Origin of the sequence: Nocardioides sp. 31GB23 (assembly GCF_040012395.1) — a bacterium.
GTDB classification, from domain to species: Bacteria; Actinomycetota; Actinomycetes; order Propionibacteriales; family Nocardioidaceae; genus Nocardioides; species Nocardioides salarius.
The window spans coordinates 46,675-61,954 of record NZ_JBDYKJ010000010.1; the positions used below are offsets into that span (position 1 = coordinate 46,675).

Annotated in this window: 16 protein-coding genes; 2 read left to right on the top strand and 14 right to left on the bottom strand. The window is 75.0% G+C overall.

The window, feature by feature from the left end:
- Positions 1-88: 88 nt before the first annotated feature.
- Genes lgt through trpC form a run of 5 tightly spaced genes read right to left on the bottom strand, consistent with a single transcriptional unit; the run spans position 89 to position 4,520 of the window.
- The gene (lgt, locus tag ABKW28_RS04750; protein WP_193670260.1) at positions 89-985 is read right to left on the bottom strand and encodes a prolipoprotein diacylglyceryl transferase; all 897 of its coding nucleotides are present in this window, start codon (positions 983-985) and stop codon (positions 89-91) included.
- A gap of 2 nt (positions 986-987) precedes the next feature.
- The gene (locus tag ABKW28_RS04755) at positions 988-1,617 is read right to left on the bottom strand and encodes an SCO family protein (RefSeq protein WP_307823114.1); all 630 of its coding nucleotides are present in this window, start codon (positions 1,615-1,617) and stop codon (positions 988-990) included.
- On the bottom strand, positions 1,610-2,449 hold the full coding sequence (trpA, locus tag ABKW28_RS04760; RefSeq protein WP_348606748.1) for a tryptophan synthase subunit alpha: 840 nt from the start codon (positions 2,447-2,449) through the stop codon (positions 1,610-1,612). The genes ABKW28_RS04755 and trpA overlap by 8 nt, the downstream gene beginning before the upstream one ends.
- A complete protein-coding gene (gene trpB / locus ABKW28_RS04765) occupies positions 2,446-3,741 on the bottom strand; it encodes a tryptophan synthase subunit beta (protein WP_348606751.1) in 1,296 nt (431 codons plus the stop codon). Before trpB ends, trpA begins: the two co-directional genes overlap by 4 nt.
- A complete protein-coding gene (trpC, locus tag ABKW28_RS04770; RefSeq protein ID WP_193670257.1) occupies positions 3,738-4,520 on the bottom strand; it encodes an indole-3-glycerol phosphate synthase TrpC in 783 nt (260 codons plus the stop codon). Before trpC ends, trpB begins: the two co-directional genes overlap by 4 nt.
- Positions 4,521-4,567: 47 nt before the next feature.
- Between trpC and ABKW28_RS04775 the strand changes: the two genes are divergently transcribed.
- The gene (locus ABKW28_RS04775) at positions 4,568-4,936 is read left to right on the top strand and encodes a DUF4190 domain-containing protein (protein ID WP_348606754.1); all 369 of its coding nucleotides are present in this window, start codon (positions 4,568-4,570) and stop codon (positions 4,934-4,936) included.
- Positions 4,937-4,954: 18 nt separating this feature from the next.
- On the opposite strand, the gene ABKW28_RS04780 is transcribed toward ABKW28_RS04775, so the two are convergent.
- Genes ABKW28_RS04780 through ABKW28_RS04805 form a run of 6 tightly spaced genes read right to left on the bottom strand, consistent with a single transcriptional unit; the run spans position 4,955 to position 10,353 of the window.
- Positions 4,955-5,398 carry a DUF2752 domain-containing protein gene (locus tag ABKW28_RS04780; protein WP_348606757.1) on the bottom strand — a complete coding sequence of 148 codons (444 nt, stop codon included), beginning with the start codon at positions 5,396-5,398 and terminating at the stop codon, positions 4,955-4,957.
- A 13-nt stretch (positions 5,399-5,411) separates the two neighbouring features.
- A complete protein-coding gene (locus tag ABKW28_RS04785) occupies positions 5,412-5,615 on the bottom strand; it encodes an HGxxPAAW family protein (protein WP_348606760.1) in 204 nt (67 codons plus the stop codon).
- 58 nt (positions 5,616-5,673) lie between these two features.
- Positions 5,674-6,318: a Trp biosynthesis-associated membrane protein gene (locus ABKW28_RS04790; protein WP_348606763.1), complete on the bottom strand. Its 645-nt coding sequence runs from the start codon at positions 6,316-6,318 to the stop codon at positions 5,674-5,676.
- Positions 6,311-6,673, bottom strand: a complete 363-nt coding sequence (gene hisI, locus ABKW28_RS04795; protein ID WP_193670252.1) for a phosphoribosyl-AMP cyclohydrolase — start codon at positions 6,671-6,673, stop codon at positions 6,311-6,313. The genes ABKW28_RS04790 and hisI overlap by 8 nt, the downstream gene beginning before the upstream one ends.
- A gap of 33 nt (positions 6,674-6,706) precedes the next feature.
- On the bottom strand, positions 6,707-8,518 hold the full coding sequence (locus ABKW28_RS04800; RefSeq protein WP_348606766.1) for an ABC transporter ATP-binding protein: 1,812 nt from the start codon (positions 8,516-8,518) through the stop codon (positions 6,707-6,709).
- Complete coding sequence (locus ABKW28_RS04805; protein ID WP_348606769.1) at positions 8,515-10,353, bottom strand: ABC transporter ATP-binding protein; 1,839 nt, start codon at positions 10,351-10,353, stop codon at positions 8,515-8,517. Before ABKW28_RS04805 ends, ABKW28_RS04800 begins: the two co-directional genes overlap by 4 nt.
- Positions 10,354-10,501: 148 nt before the next feature.
- Here ABKW28_RS04805 and ABKW28_RS04810 point away from each other — a divergent pair, with 148 nt between their 5' ends.
- Positions 10,502-12,103, top strand: a complete 1,602-nt coding sequence (locus ABKW28_RS04810; protein ID WP_348606772.1) for an amidohydrolase family protein — start codon at positions 10,502-10,504, stop codon at positions 12,101-12,103.
- Between the two features lie 7 nt (positions 12,104-12,110).
- Here ABKW28_RS04810 and ABKW28_RS04815 read toward each other — a convergent pair whose 3' ends face one another.
- The 3 genes from ABKW28_RS04815 to ABKW28_RS04825 are packed head-to-tail and all read right to left on the bottom strand — an operon-like array spanning position 12,111 to position 15,270.
- Complete coding sequence (locus ABKW28_RS04815) at positions 12,111-13,337, bottom strand: bifunctional RNase H/acid phosphatase (RefSeq protein ID WP_348606775.1); 1,227 nt, start codon at positions 13,335-13,337, stop codon at positions 12,111-12,113.
- Entirely contained in the window at positions 13,334-14,131 is a 798-nt protein-coding gene (locus tag ABKW28_RS04820; protein ID WP_348606778.1) for a C4-type zinc ribbon domain-containing protein, read from the bottom strand. The genes ABKW28_RS04815 and ABKW28_RS04820 overlap by 4 nt, the downstream gene beginning before the upstream one ends.
- Positions 14,074-15,270, bottom strand: a complete 1,197-nt coding sequence (locus ABKW28_RS04825; RefSeq protein WP_348606781.1) for a Nif3-like dinuclear metal center hexameric protein — start codon at positions 15,268-15,270, stop codon at positions 14,074-14,076. The genes ABKW28_RS04820 and ABKW28_RS04825 overlap by 58 nt, the downstream gene beginning before the upstream one ends.
- Between the last annotated feature and the right edge of the window lie 10 nt (positions 15,271-15,280).

Consider the following 15,280-nt stretch of genomic DNA (forward strand, 5'->3'; position numbering starts at 1 on the left):
GGCCCACGCGAAGGCTCAGGCTAGCACCGGTCACCTGGGCGTCCGGCCCGCGCGGTCCCGGTCGCCGCCTGGTGAGACGGGCGCCGCCTCAGGCCGTGGCGTCCTCGACGGGCTCGCGGCCCGGCTCGTAGACCCGCTCCTCCCGATCGGGGTGACGACGGCGCGACCAGGCCAGGAAGGCCACCGCCGCGACGAACAGCACGATCGAGGTCCAGACGTTGAAGCGCAGCCCGCCCACGTCGGAGAGCTCGACGTCGTCGATGCGCAGCGTCTCGATCCAGCCGCGCCCCAGCGTGTAGAGCGCGACGTAGGCCGCCAGCACCTGGCCGTGGCCGAGCCGGAAGCGCCGGTCGGCCCACACCAGCACGGCGAAGGCGGCCAGTCCCCACAGCGACTCGTAGAGGAAGGTGGGGTGGAAGGTCGTGCCCGGCTCGAAGCTGCGCCCGGGCGGCCAGTTGACCGGGTCGATCTCCAGGCCCCAGGGCAGGTCGGTGGGCCGCCCGTAGAGCTCCTGGTTGAACCAGTTGCCCCAGCGGCCCAGCGCCTGGGCCACGAGCACGCCGGGGGCCATCGCGTCGAGCACCGGCAGCAGCCGGATGCCCTTGAGGCGCGCACCGACCACGACGCCGACAGCGCCCAGCGCGATGCCGCCCCAGATGCCCAGGCCGCCCTTCCAGATGTAGAGGGCCTGCCAGGGGTTGCCGTCCTCGCCGAAGTAGCGGCTCGCGTCGGTGGCGACGTGGTAGGCGCGGGCGCCGACCAGGCCGAAGGGCACCGCCCAGATCGCGAGGTCCTGGATGTCGCCGGCGCGCCCGCCGCGGGCCACCCAGCGGCGCTCGCCGATCCAGATGGCGGCCACGATGCCGGCGATGATGCTCAGCGCGTAGCCGCGCAGCGGCAGCGGGCCGACGTACCAGGTGCCCTCGGAGGGGCTCGGGATCGACAGCGGCAGCACGGGGAGCCCGGCGAGCAGGTCGAGCACCATGCTCAGCCCCTCTCGAGCAGGGCGTGGATGTCGGCGGCGAACTGCGCCGACGACGTCTCCTGGCCCCAGTAGAGCGGGGCGTCGTCGCCGCCGTCGATGGCCACCACCTGGGTGCTGTGGGTGTTGGGGTCGTAGCCGCCGCTGGGCAGCCTGGTGCCGTCGGTGACGCCGATGGCGATCGACTCGCCGACCTCCTCGATGTCGTCGAGGTCGCCGGTGAGCCCGGTGAAGTCGGGGTCGATCCGGTCGAGGTAGGAGCGCACCGTCTCGGCGTCGTCGCGAGCCGGGTCGCTGGTCACGAAGACCACCTCGACCTGCTCGCGGTCGGCCTCGTCGAGCCGGGTCATCGCGCTGGCCAGGTTGGTGAGCACCGCCGGGCAGATGTCGGGGCAGCGGGTGTAGCCGAAGAACACCAGCGTCAGGCGCGCGTCGGTGTCGTCGGTCAGCGAGAACGGCTCGCCGTCGGTGTCGGTCAGCGGCGTCGAGGAGACGTCGAAGGGCGGGTCGACCACCTGGGCGCTGAGCTGGGCCGTCGAGGCCTCGCTGCCGCCCCCGCAGGCGCTGAGCAGCAGGGCGGCGGCCGCCAGCAGCGGCGCGAGCAGCCGGCGGGTCGAGCGGGTCGTCTCAGGCACGTCGGACGCCCTCCGCGAGGTCGTGGGTCAGCGCGCGCAGGGCCTCGAGGCCGGCGGCGCGGTCGTCGGGGTGGTCGAGCAGGGTGCGCACGAAGGCCGAGCCGACGATGACCGCGTCGGCGTACGACGCCACCTCGGCGGCCTGGTCGCCGTTGCCGACGCCGAGCCCCACGCCGACCGGCAGGTCGAGGCCGGCCTCGGCCACGGCCTGCTTGGTGCGGGCCACGAGGGGGCCGGCCAGGTCGCTGGTGGTCGTGCGTGCGCCGGTCACGCCCATCACGGCGGTGGCGTAGACGAACCCGCGGCTGGCGCGCACGGTCATCGCGACCCGTGCGGGCGTCGAGGACGGCGCCACCAGGAAGATCTTGTCGAGGCCGTGCCGGTCGGCGGCGGCGATCCACTCGGGGGCGAAGTCGGGGGTCAGGTCGGGGGTGATCAGCCCGGCTCCCCCGGCGGCCGCGAGCCCGGCAGCGAACCGCTCGACGCCGTAGCGCTCGACCGGGTTCCAGTAGGTCATCACCACGGTGGGCGTGCCGGTCGCGGCCACGGCCTCGACCGTGCGCAGCACGTCGTCGGTGCGGGCGCCGCGCTCGAGGGCCTGCTGGGCGGCGGCCTGGATGGTGGGGCCGTCCATCACCGGGTCGGAGTAGGGCAGCCCGACCTCGATGACGTCGCAGCCGGCCTCGACCATGACCAGCATCGCGTCGATGCCGCCCTGGACGTCGGGGAAGCCGGCGGGCAGGTAGCCGACCAGGGCCGCGCGGCCCTCCGCGCGCGCGGAGGCGAAGGCGGAGGCGACGGTGCGGTCGGTGCTGCTGGTGGGCGCGCTCATCCGACCGGCTCCTCGGTGATGTCGTCGTCGAGGTCGACCTTGGTCTCGCCGAGGCCGAAGTACTCGATCGCGGTGCCCATGTCCTTGTCGCCGCGCCCGGAGAGGCTGATCAGCACGGTGGCCTCGGGGCCCTTCTCGACCGCGAGCCGCTCCCCGACGCGGATCGCGCCCGCGACGGCGTGGGCCGTCTCGATCGCCGGGATGATCCCCTCGGTGCGGCTCAGCAGCGCCATCGCGCTCATCGCCTCGTCGTCGGTCACCGGCAGGTACGTCGCTCGGCCGGTCGCGGCGAGGTGGGCGTGCTGCGGGCCCACGCCGGGGTAGTCCAGCCCGGCGCTGATCGAGTGCGACTCGAGCGTCTGGCCGTCGGCGTCCTGCAGCACGTAGGTGCGGGCGCCGTGCAGCACGCCCCGGTCGGCGGCGTGGATGGTCGCGGCGTGGCGCGGGGTGTCCACGCCCTCGCCGCCGGGCTCGAAGCCGTAGATCGCCACGTCGTCGTCGTCGAGGAACGCGGTGAACAGCCCGATCGCGTTGGAGCCGCCGCCGACGCAGGCCGCGATCGCGTCGGGCAGCACGCCGTACTGCTCGAGGCACTGGGCGCGGGACTCGTCGCCGATGCCGCGGGTGAAGTCGCGCACCATGCTCGGGAACGGGTGCGGTCCGGCGGCGGTGCCGAAGAGGTAGGCGGTGTGGTCGACCGAGGCGACCCAGTCGCGCAGCGCCTCGTTGATGGCGTCCTTGAGGGTGGCGCTGCCCGACTCGACCGGGATCACCTCGGCGCCCAGCAGGTGCATCCGGGCCACGTTGAGAGCCTGGCGGCGGGTGTCGACCGCGCCCATGTAGACGGTGCAGTCGAGCCCGAAGTACGCCGCCGCGGTCGCGCTCGCGACGCCGTGCTGGCCGGCCCCGGTCTCGGCGATGACCCGCTGCTTGCCCATCCGCTTGGTCAGCAGCGCCTGGCCCAGCACGTTGCGGATCTTGTGGGCGCCGGTGTGGTTGAGGTCCTCGCGCTTGAGCAGCACCCGGCACCCGACCTGCTCGCTGAGGCGGGTGGCGTGGAAGAGCGGGCTGGGCAGGCCGGCGTAGTCGCGCAGCACGTGCTCGAACTCCCCCACGAAGGCGGGGTCGGCCATCGCGCCGGTCCAGGCCTCGGTGAGCTCGTCGAGGGCGGCGATCAGGGCCTCGGGCATGAAGCGCCCGCCCCAGCCCTCCTCGGGCCCGCCGAACCAGCCCTGCGCGTCGGCGTCGAAGCGACCCGAGGACGGGGGGACGGGGCTGCTGGTGGTGCTCATGCCTGGACTCCTGTCATGGCGGCGACGGCGGCGCGGGGGTCGCCGTCCTTGACGAGCGCCTCGCCGACGAGCACCGCGCGGGCGCCCTCGCCGACGTGGCGACGGACGTCGTCGACGCCGACGACGCCGGACTCGGCGACCTTGACCACGTCGTCGGGGACCTGCGGGGCCAGCCGGGCGAAGGTGGCCGGGTCGATCTCGAGGGTCTTGAGGTTGCGGGCGTTGACGCCGACCAGCGGCGCCCCCAGGGCGACCGCGCGCTCGGTCTCGGCCTCGTCGTGCACCTCGACCAGCGCGGTCAGCCCCAGCTCACCGGCCAGGTCGTGCAGCCGGCGCAGGTCGTCGTCGTCGAGGGCGGCCACGATCAGCAGCGCCAGGTCGGCGCCGGCGGCCCGGGCCTCCCAGAGCTGGTAGTCGGTGACGATGAAGTCCTTGCGCAGCAGCGGGGTGTCCACCGCGGCGCGCACCGCGCGCAGGTCGGCCAGCGACCCGCCGAAGCGCCGCTGCTCGGTCAGCACGCTGATCGCGGCCGCGCCCCCGGCGGCGTACTCGCGGGCCAGGACCGTGGGGTCGGGGATGTCGGCGAGGGCGCCCTTGCTCGGGCTCCTGCGCTTGACCTCGGCGATGACGCTCGAGCCGGGGGCGCGCAGGTGCGGCATCGGGTCGCGCGGCGCGTCGACGTCGGCGAGCGCGGCACGCAGGTCGCTCAGCGACGTGGTGGCCTGGCGCTCGGCGAGGTCGACCCGGACGCCGGCGACGATGTCGTCGAGGACGGACACGGGGACTCCTGGAACGGTGGTGGGGACGACTCGAGTCTGTCACGCCCGTGGCTGGGCGCTCCTGGCGCGTCCGCCTGCGCCGGAGCCACCGGCGACGATATGTTCCGAGGACTCTGGCCCCACCGCCGCAGTACGGGCAGCCCGCCTACGGCGGCGACCAGCCCGTCGGCACCTCGAAGAAGGCCACCTGGTCACTGGTCAGCGGCATCGTCTCGCTGCTGTGCTGCGGCCCGCTGGGCATCCTGGCGATCGTGCTGGGCCGTCAGGCACAGGCCGAGATCGCCACCACCGGCCAGCAGGGCGCCGGCCTGGCCAAGGCCGGCTTCATCCTGGGCATCGTCGCCCTGGTCTTCCTCGTCGTGCAGATCATCGTCATCGCCAGCGGCGGCTTCAGCTTCGACTTCTCCACCAGCTGATCGCGAGCCGGCCCCGGGTCAGGGCGCCAGCCAGGTGCCCACCGGCAGCGGCAGGTTGCGCAGGAGCGTGAACGCGCCCACCACGACCAGCCCGGCCACCAGCACGACCGCCGCCGCGCGTCCCCGCAGCCGGGGCGCGCGGCGTCCGTGCCAGCGCGAGAGCGCCCATGCGGCCAGCAGCGCCACGGCCACCGGCATCAGCACCACGAGCAGCAGGTTGCTCGAGGCCGCCGAGGCGACGTCGCCATGGGTCAGGTCGTTGACGGCCCGCAGGCCGCCGCAGCCCGGGCACCAGAAGCCCAGCGCCGCGGAGGGGCAGATGCCCCAGCTGCCGGCGACGTGCGGGTCGTGCAGCCGCAGGGCGATGGTGGCCAGCGCCAGGCCGCCGATGGTCAGCGCCGGCGCCCGCAGCCGCTCGCGCCGGGGCGTCGGCGGCGGCGCGACGGGGGCCAGGACGCTCATCGCGGCGGAGTGCTCAGTGCCCGGCCTCCTCGTGCAGGCCCATCTTGGCCATCACGAGGAAGACGATGCCGGCGGCGAGGGTGATCGCCACGCCGATCCAGAAGACCGTGAAGCTCACGGGGCTGAAGAGCAGGCCCACGCTGCCGACGGTGAAGCCGAGGAGTCCCACGACCACCGCGGTCCAGGCTGCGGGGGTGTTGCCGTGGTTGTTCGACATGTCGCTGCTCCTCGGGTGTACGTCGATCGGTGCGGCCGAGTGTAGTGGCGCGCCGGGCTCAGCCCGCACCCCGGTCCGGCCCCGACGTGTCGTCGTCGGTCGGGTCGTGGCCCTCGTCGATGGCGCGCCACAGGTCGAGGCCGGAGAGCTCCTCCACCGGGCGGGTGGGCGCGGCCGGCCGGGCGCCGGCCGCCTGGCCCGTCGGGGCGTCGTACCGGCTGCCCATCTCGGGCCAGTGCGGCACCAGCCGCAGCGCCGCGCCCGAGGCGAGCACCAGCAGCAGCGAGCCGACCACCGCGGTGGCGTACCAGCCGGTGCGCGTGACATCGGTGTCGCCGGCGCCCACCTGCTCGAGCGCGGTGCGCAGCTCGTCGGGCAGGCTGCCCCAGGCGGCCAGCGCGGCCACGAGGGCCCCCACCGACCCGAGGAGGCCCACCGCGACGACGACGCGACGCACCCGACCGCGGGTCACGAGCACCACGCCCCAGGCGGCCAGCGCCACCAGGGCGAGCGAGGTGACCAGCGGCAGGTCGTAGGCCGCCTCGGGGCCGCCGAGACCGACCGAGGCGGTGACGCCGGAGCCGGGGTCGCCCACGACGTCGACGCCCGGCCGGGTGCCGGCGACGGCCGTCAGGGTGCCCGCGACCAGGCCCAGCAGCACGACCGGGGCGAAGGCGCGCCGCGCGCGGTGGGGCTCAGCCACGCTCGGGGCCGCCCAGCGGCAGCAGGTCGGCGTCGAAGCAGGTGTGCTCGCCGGTGTGGCAGGCGGCGCCGACCTGGTCGACCTTGACCAGGATCGTGTCGCCGTCGCAGTCGAGGCGGACCTCGACGACGTGCTGCACGTGGCCCGAGGTGTCCCCCTTGACCCAGTACTCGCCCCGGCTGCGCGACCAGTAGGTGGCCCGGCCGGTGGACAGGGTGCGGGCCAGCGCGGTGTCGTCCATCCAGCCCAGCATCAGCACCTCGCCGGTGTCGTGCTGCTGGGCCACGGCCGGCACCAGCCCGTCGCTGGTGCGCTTGAGGCGTGCGGCCACGTCGGGGGCGAGCTGGTCGGTCATGGCCCCATCATCCCCCGGAGTGGCGGGCGGGGCTCAGCGCCCCTGCTGGGCCACCCACGACGCGTGCAGGCCCGCGTAGACCGATCCCGGCTGCGCGACGAGGTCGGCGTGCGGCCCGCGCTGCACGAGGCGGCCGGCGTCGACGACGACCACCTCGTCGGCGGCCTCGGCGGTCGACATCCGGTGCGCGATGGTGACCGAGGTGCGACCGCTCATCAACCGCTCGAGGGCACGCCCGATCCGCATCTCCAGCGACGGGTCGACCGCGCTGGTGGCCTCGTCGAGCACCAGCAGGTCGGGGTCGGCCAGGTGGGCGCGCAGCAGCGCCACGAGCTGGCGCTCGCCGGCCGACAGCGAGTCGCCGCGCTGGCCCACGCGGGTCTCGAGCCCGGCCGGGAGCCCCGCCAGCCAGTCCCCCAGGCCCAGCTCCTCCGCGCTGGCCCAGATGTCGGCCTCGGAGGCGTCGAGGCGGCCGTAGCGCACGTTGGCGGTGATGGTGTCGTCGAAGAGGAAGCCCTCCTGCGGCACCAGCACGACGCTGCGGCGCAGGGTGGCCTGGGCGATGTCGCGCACGTCGACCCCGTCGAGCAGCACGGCGCCCTCCGAGGGATCCATGAGCCGGGTCAGGAGCTTGGCGAAGGTCGACTTCCCCGAGCCCGTCTCCCCCACGATCGCCACCCGGCGGCCCGCGTCGATGGACATGTCGACGTCCCGCAGCACCGGCGGGCCGCCGGGGTAGGCGAAGGTCACGTCCTCGAAGCGCACGTCGATCGGGCCCGGCGGCAGGTCGTGGCCCTCGGGTCCGGGGTCGACGAGGTCGGCGGGGGTGTCGAGGATGCCGATCACCCGGCGCCAGCCCGCGATCGCGAGCTGGGCGTCGGTGAGGATCTGGGTGCCCATCTGGACCGGTCCCACGAAGAGCGTGACCAGGAACGCGAAGGCGAGGATCTCGCCGGCCGAGATGTCGCCGTCCAGGCCCAGCAGCACGCCCACCACGATGACGCCGGCGTTGGCCAGCCCCGCCGAGACGCCGCCGAGCGAGAAGGAGAAGGCCGTGAAGCCCTGGGCGCGGGTGCTCGCGACGCGGTGCGCGTCGACGGCCTCGTCGATGCGGTCCTGGGTGCGCGACTGCACGGCGTACGACCGGACCACCGCGGCGCCGACGACCGGCTCGGAGATGGCCGAGAGCATCACGCCGACCTGGCGGCGCACGGTGCCGTAGGCCTGCGACAGCTTGCGCTGGAAGTACTTCAGCGAGGCGAACAGCGGTGCGAAGCACAGCCACACCACCAGCGTCAGCTGCCAGGAGTAGACGAGCATCACCGCGGTCGCGATCACGACCTGCCCGATGCTGACCACGAACAGCAGGCCGCCGAAGACCAGGAACTGGCTGACCTGGTCGACGTCGCTGGTGACCCGGGCGACCAGGGCGCCGCGACGCTCGGTGTTCTGGGTCAGCAGCGGCAGGTCGTGGACGTGGCGGAAGGCCTTGGTGCGCAGCGTGGCCAGCCCGCCCTCGGCGGTGCGGAAGAGCCGGCTGGTCATCTTGTACGACGCCCACGACGTCAGCACGATGGCCAGCGCGGCCAGCACCCCCATCCAGGCGGTGAAGGCGAGGTCGGGGCCGCCCTCGGCGCCGAGCCCGCGGTCGAGGGTCTGCTGGACCGCGACCGGCACCACGACCTGGCCCGCCGAGGCGAGCACGGCGTAGGCCAGGGTGGTGCGGATGCCGACGGTGAGCTCGGGCGAGTGGTGCAGTCCGCGGCGGATCGTCTCGATCGCACGCATCTCCTCGCCGGTGTCGAGCGCGGTGCCCGAGGTCGAGGCGGCACGGACGGCACTCATGACGACTCTCCTGCGGTGGTGGTGGTGACGGCGTCGGCCTCGTCCTCGTAGGCGTTGACCAGCGCGGCGTAGGAGGGGTTGCGCGCCAGCAGCTCGTCGTGGGTGCCGCGGTCGACGACGCGCCCGCCCTCGAGGTGCACGACCTCGTCGGCCAGCCCGATGGTGGCCTTGCGGTAGGCCACGACCAGCAGGCTCGGGCGCTCGGCGCCGTCGGCACCCGAGCGCAGCGCCGCCAGGATGCGTGCCTCGACCTCGGGGTCGACCGCGGACGTCGCGTCGTCGAGCACCAGCAGCCGGGGCCGGCGCACCAGCGCCCGGGCCAGCGAGATCCGCTGGCGCTGGCCGCCGGAGAGCGAGGTGCCGCGCTCGCCGAGCCGGCTGTCGAGGCCGTGCGGCAGGGCGGCGACGAACCCGTCGGCCTGGGCCGCGCGCAGCACCGACCACACCTCCTCGTCGCTGACGTCGGCGCCCAGGGTGATGTTGCCGCGCACGGTGTCGTCGAAGAGGAAGGCGGTCTGGGCCACCAGCGAGACCGCCCGGGCCAGCTGGCCGGGCGCGAGGTCGCGCACGTCCTGGCCGTCGAGGAGGATCCGACCGGCGTCGGGGTCGACCAGGCGGCTGACCAACGAGGTCAGGGTGCTCTTGCCGGAGGCGGTGGCTCCCACCAGCGCCACCGTGCGCCCCGGCTCGACGCTGAAGCGCAGGTCGTCGAGGAGCCGCTGGCCGGGGACGTGGGAGTAGCTCAGGCCGTCGATCTCGAGGTGCGCGCCACCGCGGCCGGTGCGCGCCAGCGCCGCGTCGCCGTACGGCATCTCGCCGGTGGCCTCGAGCACGCTGGTGACCCGCCGGAAGCCCACGACGCTGCGGGGGAACTCCCCCAGCAGCCAGCCGATCGAGCGGATCGGGAAGGAGACGATGGTCAGCAGGTAGGCCACCTGCACGACGTTGCCGGGGTCGGTGGCACCGCTCTGCACCCGCGCGACCCCGACGGCCAGGACGACCAGCACGCCCAGGTTGGGCAGCGCCGCGAGGGAGGGGTCGAAGGCCGCCCGGATGCGCCCGGCGCGCACCAGCACCCCGCGCAGCTCCTGGGCCTTCGCCGCGAACCGGGCGGTCTCCTCGCCCTCGCGGCCCAGGGTCTTGACGACCATGGCGCCGTCGAAGGACTCGTGGGCGACCTCCGAGAGCTCCGCGCGCAGCTGCTGCGCCCGGGTCATCAGCGGCGAGCTGAGCCGCTGGAAGACGACGTTGGCGGCGATCACCGCGGGGAAGACGAGCAGCCCGACCACGGCCAGCACCAGGTCGGCGACGAGCATCTGGACCACCGCGATGACCATCATCGCGACCGTGCCGACCGCCATCGGCAGCGGCGCGACCGGGCCCCAGGCGGCCTCGACGTCGGAGTTGGCGTTGGAGAGCAGCTGCCCGGTCGGGTGGCGCTGGTGCCACTCCATCGGCAGGGCGAGGTACTGGCGGGTCACGGCACGGCGGGTGTGCGCCTGCATCCGGTACTGCATGATGCCGGCGCCCAGGCGACGCGCGACGATGCCGACCGCGCGCAGGATGGCCACGCCCAGGAAGAGCGCCAGCACCGCCCACAGCATCCCCGCACCGACCTCACCGGTCTCGAGGGCGGGCAGCACGACGTTCTCCGTCGACCAGCCCAGCACCCACGCGTCGGCCACCGTCAGGGCACCGAAGAGCACGCTGCCCAGCGCGGAGACCGCGAAGACCCACGGCTCGCGCTTGATGGCGACCCACAGCACGGCGAACCCGTCGCGAGTGGTCGTGGCCCGGTTCGCTGCCGCCCGGTCCGACCCTGCCTGCTGGCTCACCGTTCCCCCGTCTCGTCGCACGCTCGACCGGTCTGCCCGGACCGCGGGCCAACCCCGCGGCACCCGAGGCTATTCCTGCTCGGCCCCGCACCCGAGCTCACCCCACTCACCCTGATCACCCCTGCTCACCCGCCCCTACAGTGACGCCATGGACGCCCCCGCTCCCTCCGCCCGGGCCCGCCGCACCGTGCTGCGCGGCGCCCGGCTCCTCGACCCGACGTCGCCGGCCCGGCCCGGCGGGGGCCCCACGGCCCTCGCGGTCGAGGACGGCCGGGTGGTGGCGCTGGGCAGCGAGGACGACGCCGACGCGTGGGCCGGCACCGGCGACGGCGCGCCGCAGGTGGTCGCCCTCGACGGCGCCCTGGTCACCCCTGCCTTCGTCGACAGCCACGTGCACACCGTGCGCACCGGCTTCGCGCTGACGGGCCTCGACCTCTCCGGGCCGGCGTACGCCGCCGCCACGGGGCTCGACGACGTGCTCGACGCCCTGGCCACGCACGCGCGGCGCCACCCCGACGACGCGGTGCTGGTCGGCCAGGGCTGGGACGAGACGCCGTGGCGCGCGGGACGCCCGCCCACCGGCGACGAGCTCGAGCGGGCCGCGCCGGGCCGGCGCACCTACCTGACCCGCGTCGACGGCCACTCCTCCGTCGTCTCCCCCGCGCTCGCCTCGCTGGTGCCGGGCCTGCCCGACCTGCAGGGCTGGACGCCCGACGGCCGCGTCGAGCGCGACGCCCACCACGCCGTGCGGCACACGCTCGAGAACCTGATCGGCGACGTCGAGCGCCTCGACGCGGCCCGGGCGGCCTGCCACGCGATGGCCGCTGTCGGCATCGCCGGCTTCCACGAGAACGCCGCCCCGCACATCGGCCCCGAGGCCGAGATCGCCCTGGTGCGCCAGGCAGCCGACGAGGTCGGTCTCGTAGCGACCGTCTACTGGGGCGAGCTGATGGCGGTCGAGACCGCGGCGCGGCTGGGGGTGGCCGGCCTGGCCGGCGACCTCGTGGCCGACGGCGCGTTCGGCTCGCGCACCGCCGCGCTGGGAGCGGCGTACGCCGACGCACCGACCTGCGGGCACGCCTACGTCGACGCCGCGCAGGTGCACGAACACGTCGTGGCGTGCACGCGCGCGGGGCTGCAGGCCGGCTTCCACTGCATCGGCGACGCGGCGCTCGACGCGATCGGCGAGGGGTTCGCGGCCGCGGCGGCCGAGCTCGGCGACGACGCCGTCCGGGCCGGGCGGCACCGCCTCGAGCACGTCGAGATGCCCTCGGCGGCCACCATCGGCGTGCTCGCACGCCTGGGCGTCACCGCCAGCGTGCAACCGATGTTCGACGGCCTGTGGGGCGGGCCCTCGGGCATGTACGCCGCCCGCCTCGGCGAGCGCTGGCGCGAGACCAACCCCTTCCGCGACCTGGCCGCGGCCGGGGTGCCGCTGGCGTTCGGCTCGGACTCACCCGTCACGACGCTGGGCCCGTGGGCGGCCGTGCGCGCCGCGGTGCACCACCGCGTCCCCGGCCAGGGGCTGGCGCCGCTGGCGGCGCTGGCCGCCCACACCCGCGGCGGCTGGCTGGCGGCCGCGCAGGACCACCGGGGCCGGCTGGCCCGGGGCTGGGTGGCCGACCTGGCCGTGTGGGAGACCCCGTCGGGCGTCGACGCCGACGGCGTGCCCGTGCTCGAGCCCGGCGCCGAGCTGCCCCGGCTGCTGCGCACCCTGGTGGCCGGGCGCACCGTCCACCAGGCGGTGTGAGCCGGGTCTACCAGCGGCCCGGCTCGACGGTGGCGCGCTCGCCCGGCGGCAGCGCGTTGTAGAGCCGCATCGAGCCGCGGGCCGCACCGTCGGCGGCGGGGTCGGCGTAGAACGACAGCACCGTGACCGAGGCCGGCGAGAGCTCCATGCGGTAGACCGCCTCGAGGGGCGCGCCCAGCGCGTGGGCCACGAGCGTCTTGATGGGGGTCACGTGGCTGACCACGACGACGGTGCGCCCGGTGTGCTCGGCCAGCACCCGGTCGAGGCCCGCGAGCACCCGCTCCCGCACGGTGCCGAACGACTCGCCGCCGGGCGGCGGCGTGTCCATGGAGCCCAGCCAGGCGTCGAGGCCCGCGCGGTCGCGCTCGGCGACCTCGGCGAAGGTCAGCCCGTCCCACTCGCCGAACTCCATCTCGGCGAAGCCGGGCTCGATCTCCACGGTGCGCTCCAGCCGGGCGGCGACCACCTCCGCGGTCTCGCGGGTGCGGCGCACCGGCGACGAGACGACCGCGTCGACCCGCTCGCCGAGCCCGGTGAGCCAGTCGGCGGTGTCGCGGGCCTGGGCCAGGCCCTCCTCGCTCAGGGCCGGGTCGTCGCCCCCGAGGCCGCCCGAGAAGCGCTTGGCCGCGGTGTGGCGGGTGACGCCGTGGCGCACCAGCACCAGCGTGGTGGGCGGCGCCGACGGGCCGCTCCAGCCGCGGTGCCCGGCCTGGTCGCGCGGCTGGTCGCCGCGCGCGGCGCCCGGCGACTCGATCTCCTCGATCAGCGAGTCCTCGTCGGGCACCTCCTCCTCGGGAGCGGGCTCGGCACCGGCCACCGTCACGCCCTCGCGCACCCCGTCGAGCGCCTCGTTGGCCAGGCGGTCGGCGTGGGCGTTGCGGGCCCGCGGGATCCAGGTGTACGTCGTGCCGTCGGGCGCGACCTCGCCGGCCTCGGCGGCCAGCACCTGCATGTCGGGGTGCTTGATCCTCCAGCGCCCCGACATCTGCTCCACGACGAGCTTGGAGTCCATCCGGACCTCCACCTCGGCGCCCGGTGCGTGCTCGACGGCCAGGCGCAGCCCCGCCACCAGCCCGGAGTACTCGGCCACGTTGTTGCTGGCCACCCCGATGGTGCGGGCGTCCTCGGCGATGACCTCGTCGCTGGCGGCGTCCTTGAGCACGGCGCCGTACGCCGCCGGGCCGGGGTTGCCGCGCGAGCCGCCGTCGGCCTCGACGACGACGCGCGAGGTCACAGGCCCGACTCCGCGGTGCGCACCAGGATGCGCGTGCACTCCTCGCAGCGCACGACGAGGTCGGCCGGGGCCGCACGGATCACGGAGAGCTCTGCGTTGTCGATGCTGAGCTGGCAGCCGGTGCAGCGGCGCTGGTGCAGCATCGCGGCACCCACCCCGCCCTTGGCGGCGCGCAGCTTCTCGTAGAGCGCCAGCAGGTCCTCGGGCAGCCCCTCGACCGACGGGCCGCGCTGGGCCTCGACGTCGACGAGCTGGGCGTCGATGGCCGCGACCTTCTCGTCGCGTGCCGCGATCAGCTCACCGAGCCGCACGTCGGCCTGCTCCAGGAGCGTGGTGACCGAGTCGAGCACCGACTGGGCCTCCTCGAGGCGCTCCATCACCTCGATCTCGTCGTCCTCGAGGCTGCTGATGCGTCGCTCCAGCGACTCGAGCTCGTGACCCAGGCGCTCGAGGTCCTTGGGGTTGCCGACCTTGCCGGTGTCCATCCGCTCCCGGTCGCGGGCCCGCCGCGCCTTGACCTGCTCGACGTCGGCGTCGACCTTGGCCTGCTCGACGCTCAGGTCGTCGACGACGATGCGGGCGTCACGGGCCTGGTCGTCGAGCTCGTCGCGGTGGGTCTGCAGCTCGGTGATCTCGGCGATCTCGGGCAGGGTGCGGCGCTGGTGGCGCAGCTGGTCGGCCCGGGAGTCGAGCTCCTGGACCTCGAGCAGGGTGACCTGGGCGGTCGGATCGGCTTTCAGCGGTCTCTCCTGGCTGTGGGGTGTGCGGTGTGTGCATCGGGGCGGAACGTCCACGGGTCGGTGCACCGGGTGCTCACGCGGGTCTCCACCGTAGCGCCCCGCTCGCCCGCCAGCGCCGCCCGGAGTCGCGCCTCGAGCACCGGCAGCCAGGTCCACTCCGCCGCCCAGTGCGCGACGTCGACCAGCGCGGGCCCCTCGTGCTCGAGGAACTCCGAGGCCGGGTGGTGACGCAGGTCGCTCGTGACGTAGACGTCGGCCTCCCCCGCGCTCCCCGTGCCCAGCACCGTGTCGAGCAGGAAGTCACCGGCGCCGCCACAGACCGCGACCCGCCGCACCTCGCGGTCGGGGTCGCCGCCGACCCGCACGCCGTGCACCGTCGGAGGCAGCACCTCGGCGACCCGGGCGGCGAAGGCGGCCAGCGTCATCGGCTCCACCCTGCCCACCCGACCGGTGCCGGTGCTCGACAGGCCGGGGTCGGCGAGCTCCACGACGTCGTACGCCGGCTCCTCGTAGGGGTGCACCGCCAGCAGCGCGCGCACCACCTCGGCCCGGCGCGAGCGCGGGGCGACGACCTCGACGCGCACCTCGGGCACCTCCTCGAGGTCACCGACCGTGCCGATCGTGGGGGTGGCCCCGGGCAGCGGGCGGAACCGGCCGACGCCCTCGACGGTGAACGAGGCCGACTCGTAGTCGCCCAGGCGCCCGGCGCCCACCTCGGCGAGGGCCGCCCGCAGCCGGTCGGCGTCGGCCACGGGCACCAGCACCCCGAGCTTGTCGAGCGCCGGACGCGGAGCAGGGAGGATCGGGCGCAGGTCGTCGAGCCCGAGCGCCAGCGCGAGCGACTCCGAGACGCCGCCCTCGGCCTGGTCGGCGTTGGTGTGGGCCGCCAGCAGCGCGCAGCCGGCCCGGGCCAGCGTGTGCAGGGTGCGCCCCTTGGGGGTCTCGGTGGTGAAGCCGTGCACGCCCTTGAGGAACAGGGGGTGGTGCACCACCAGCAGGTCGGCGCCCCAGTCGGCGGCCTCCTGCGCCACCGCCGGCGAGGGGTCCACGGCCATCATGATCCGGCGTACCGGCTGGGCGGGGTCGCCGTGCACCAGCCCCACGCGGTCCCAGGAGTCGGCGGTGCCGGGCGGGTACCACCCGTGCACCAGGTCGACGACGTCCCTCAGCGTGGGCTCGGTGCTCGTGTGCATGGCAGGAGGC

What these genes read in the sequence shown, in the direction of transcription:
- lgt (WP_193670260.1), bottom strand. Translation starts at nt 985, where the DNA reads ATGGTGCTCGACCTGCTCGCCGGGCTCCCCGTGCTGCCGCTGTCGATC.
- trpA (WP_348606748.1), bottom strand. Translation starts at nt 2,449, where the DNA reads ATGAGCGCGCCCACCAGCAGCACCGACCGCACCGTCGCCTCCGCCTTC.
- trpB (WP_348606751.1), bottom strand. Translation starts at nt 3,741, where the DNA reads ATGAGCACCACCAGCAGCCCCGTCCCCCCGTCCTCGGGTCGCTTCGAC.
- ABKW28_RS04780 (WP_348606757.1), bottom strand. Translation starts at nt 5,398, where the DNA reads ATGAGCGTCCTGGCCCCCGTCGCGCCGCCGCCGACGCCCCGGCGCGAG.
- ABKW28_RS04785 (WP_348606760.1), bottom strand. Translation starts at nt 5,615, where the DNA reads ATGTCGAACAACCACGGCAACACCCCCGCAGCCTGGACCGCGGTGGTC.
- hisI (WP_193670252.1), bottom strand. Translation starts at nt 6,673, where the DNA reads ATGACCGACCAGCTCGCCCCCGACGTGGCCGCACGCCTCAAGCGCACC.
- ABKW28_RS04800 (WP_348606766.1), bottom strand. Translation starts at nt 8,518, where the DNA reads ATGAGTGCCGTCCGTGCCGCCTCGACCTCGGGCACCGCGCTCGACACC.
- ABKW28_RS04810 (WP_348606772.1), top strand. Translation starts at nt 10,502, where the DNA reads ATGGACGCCCCCGCTCCCTCCGCCCGGGCCCGCCGCACCGTGCTGCGC.
- ABKW28_RS04825 (WP_348606781.1), bottom strand. Translation starts at nt 15,270, where the DNA reads ATGCACACGAGCACCGAGCCCACGCTGAGGGACGTCGTCGACCTGGTG.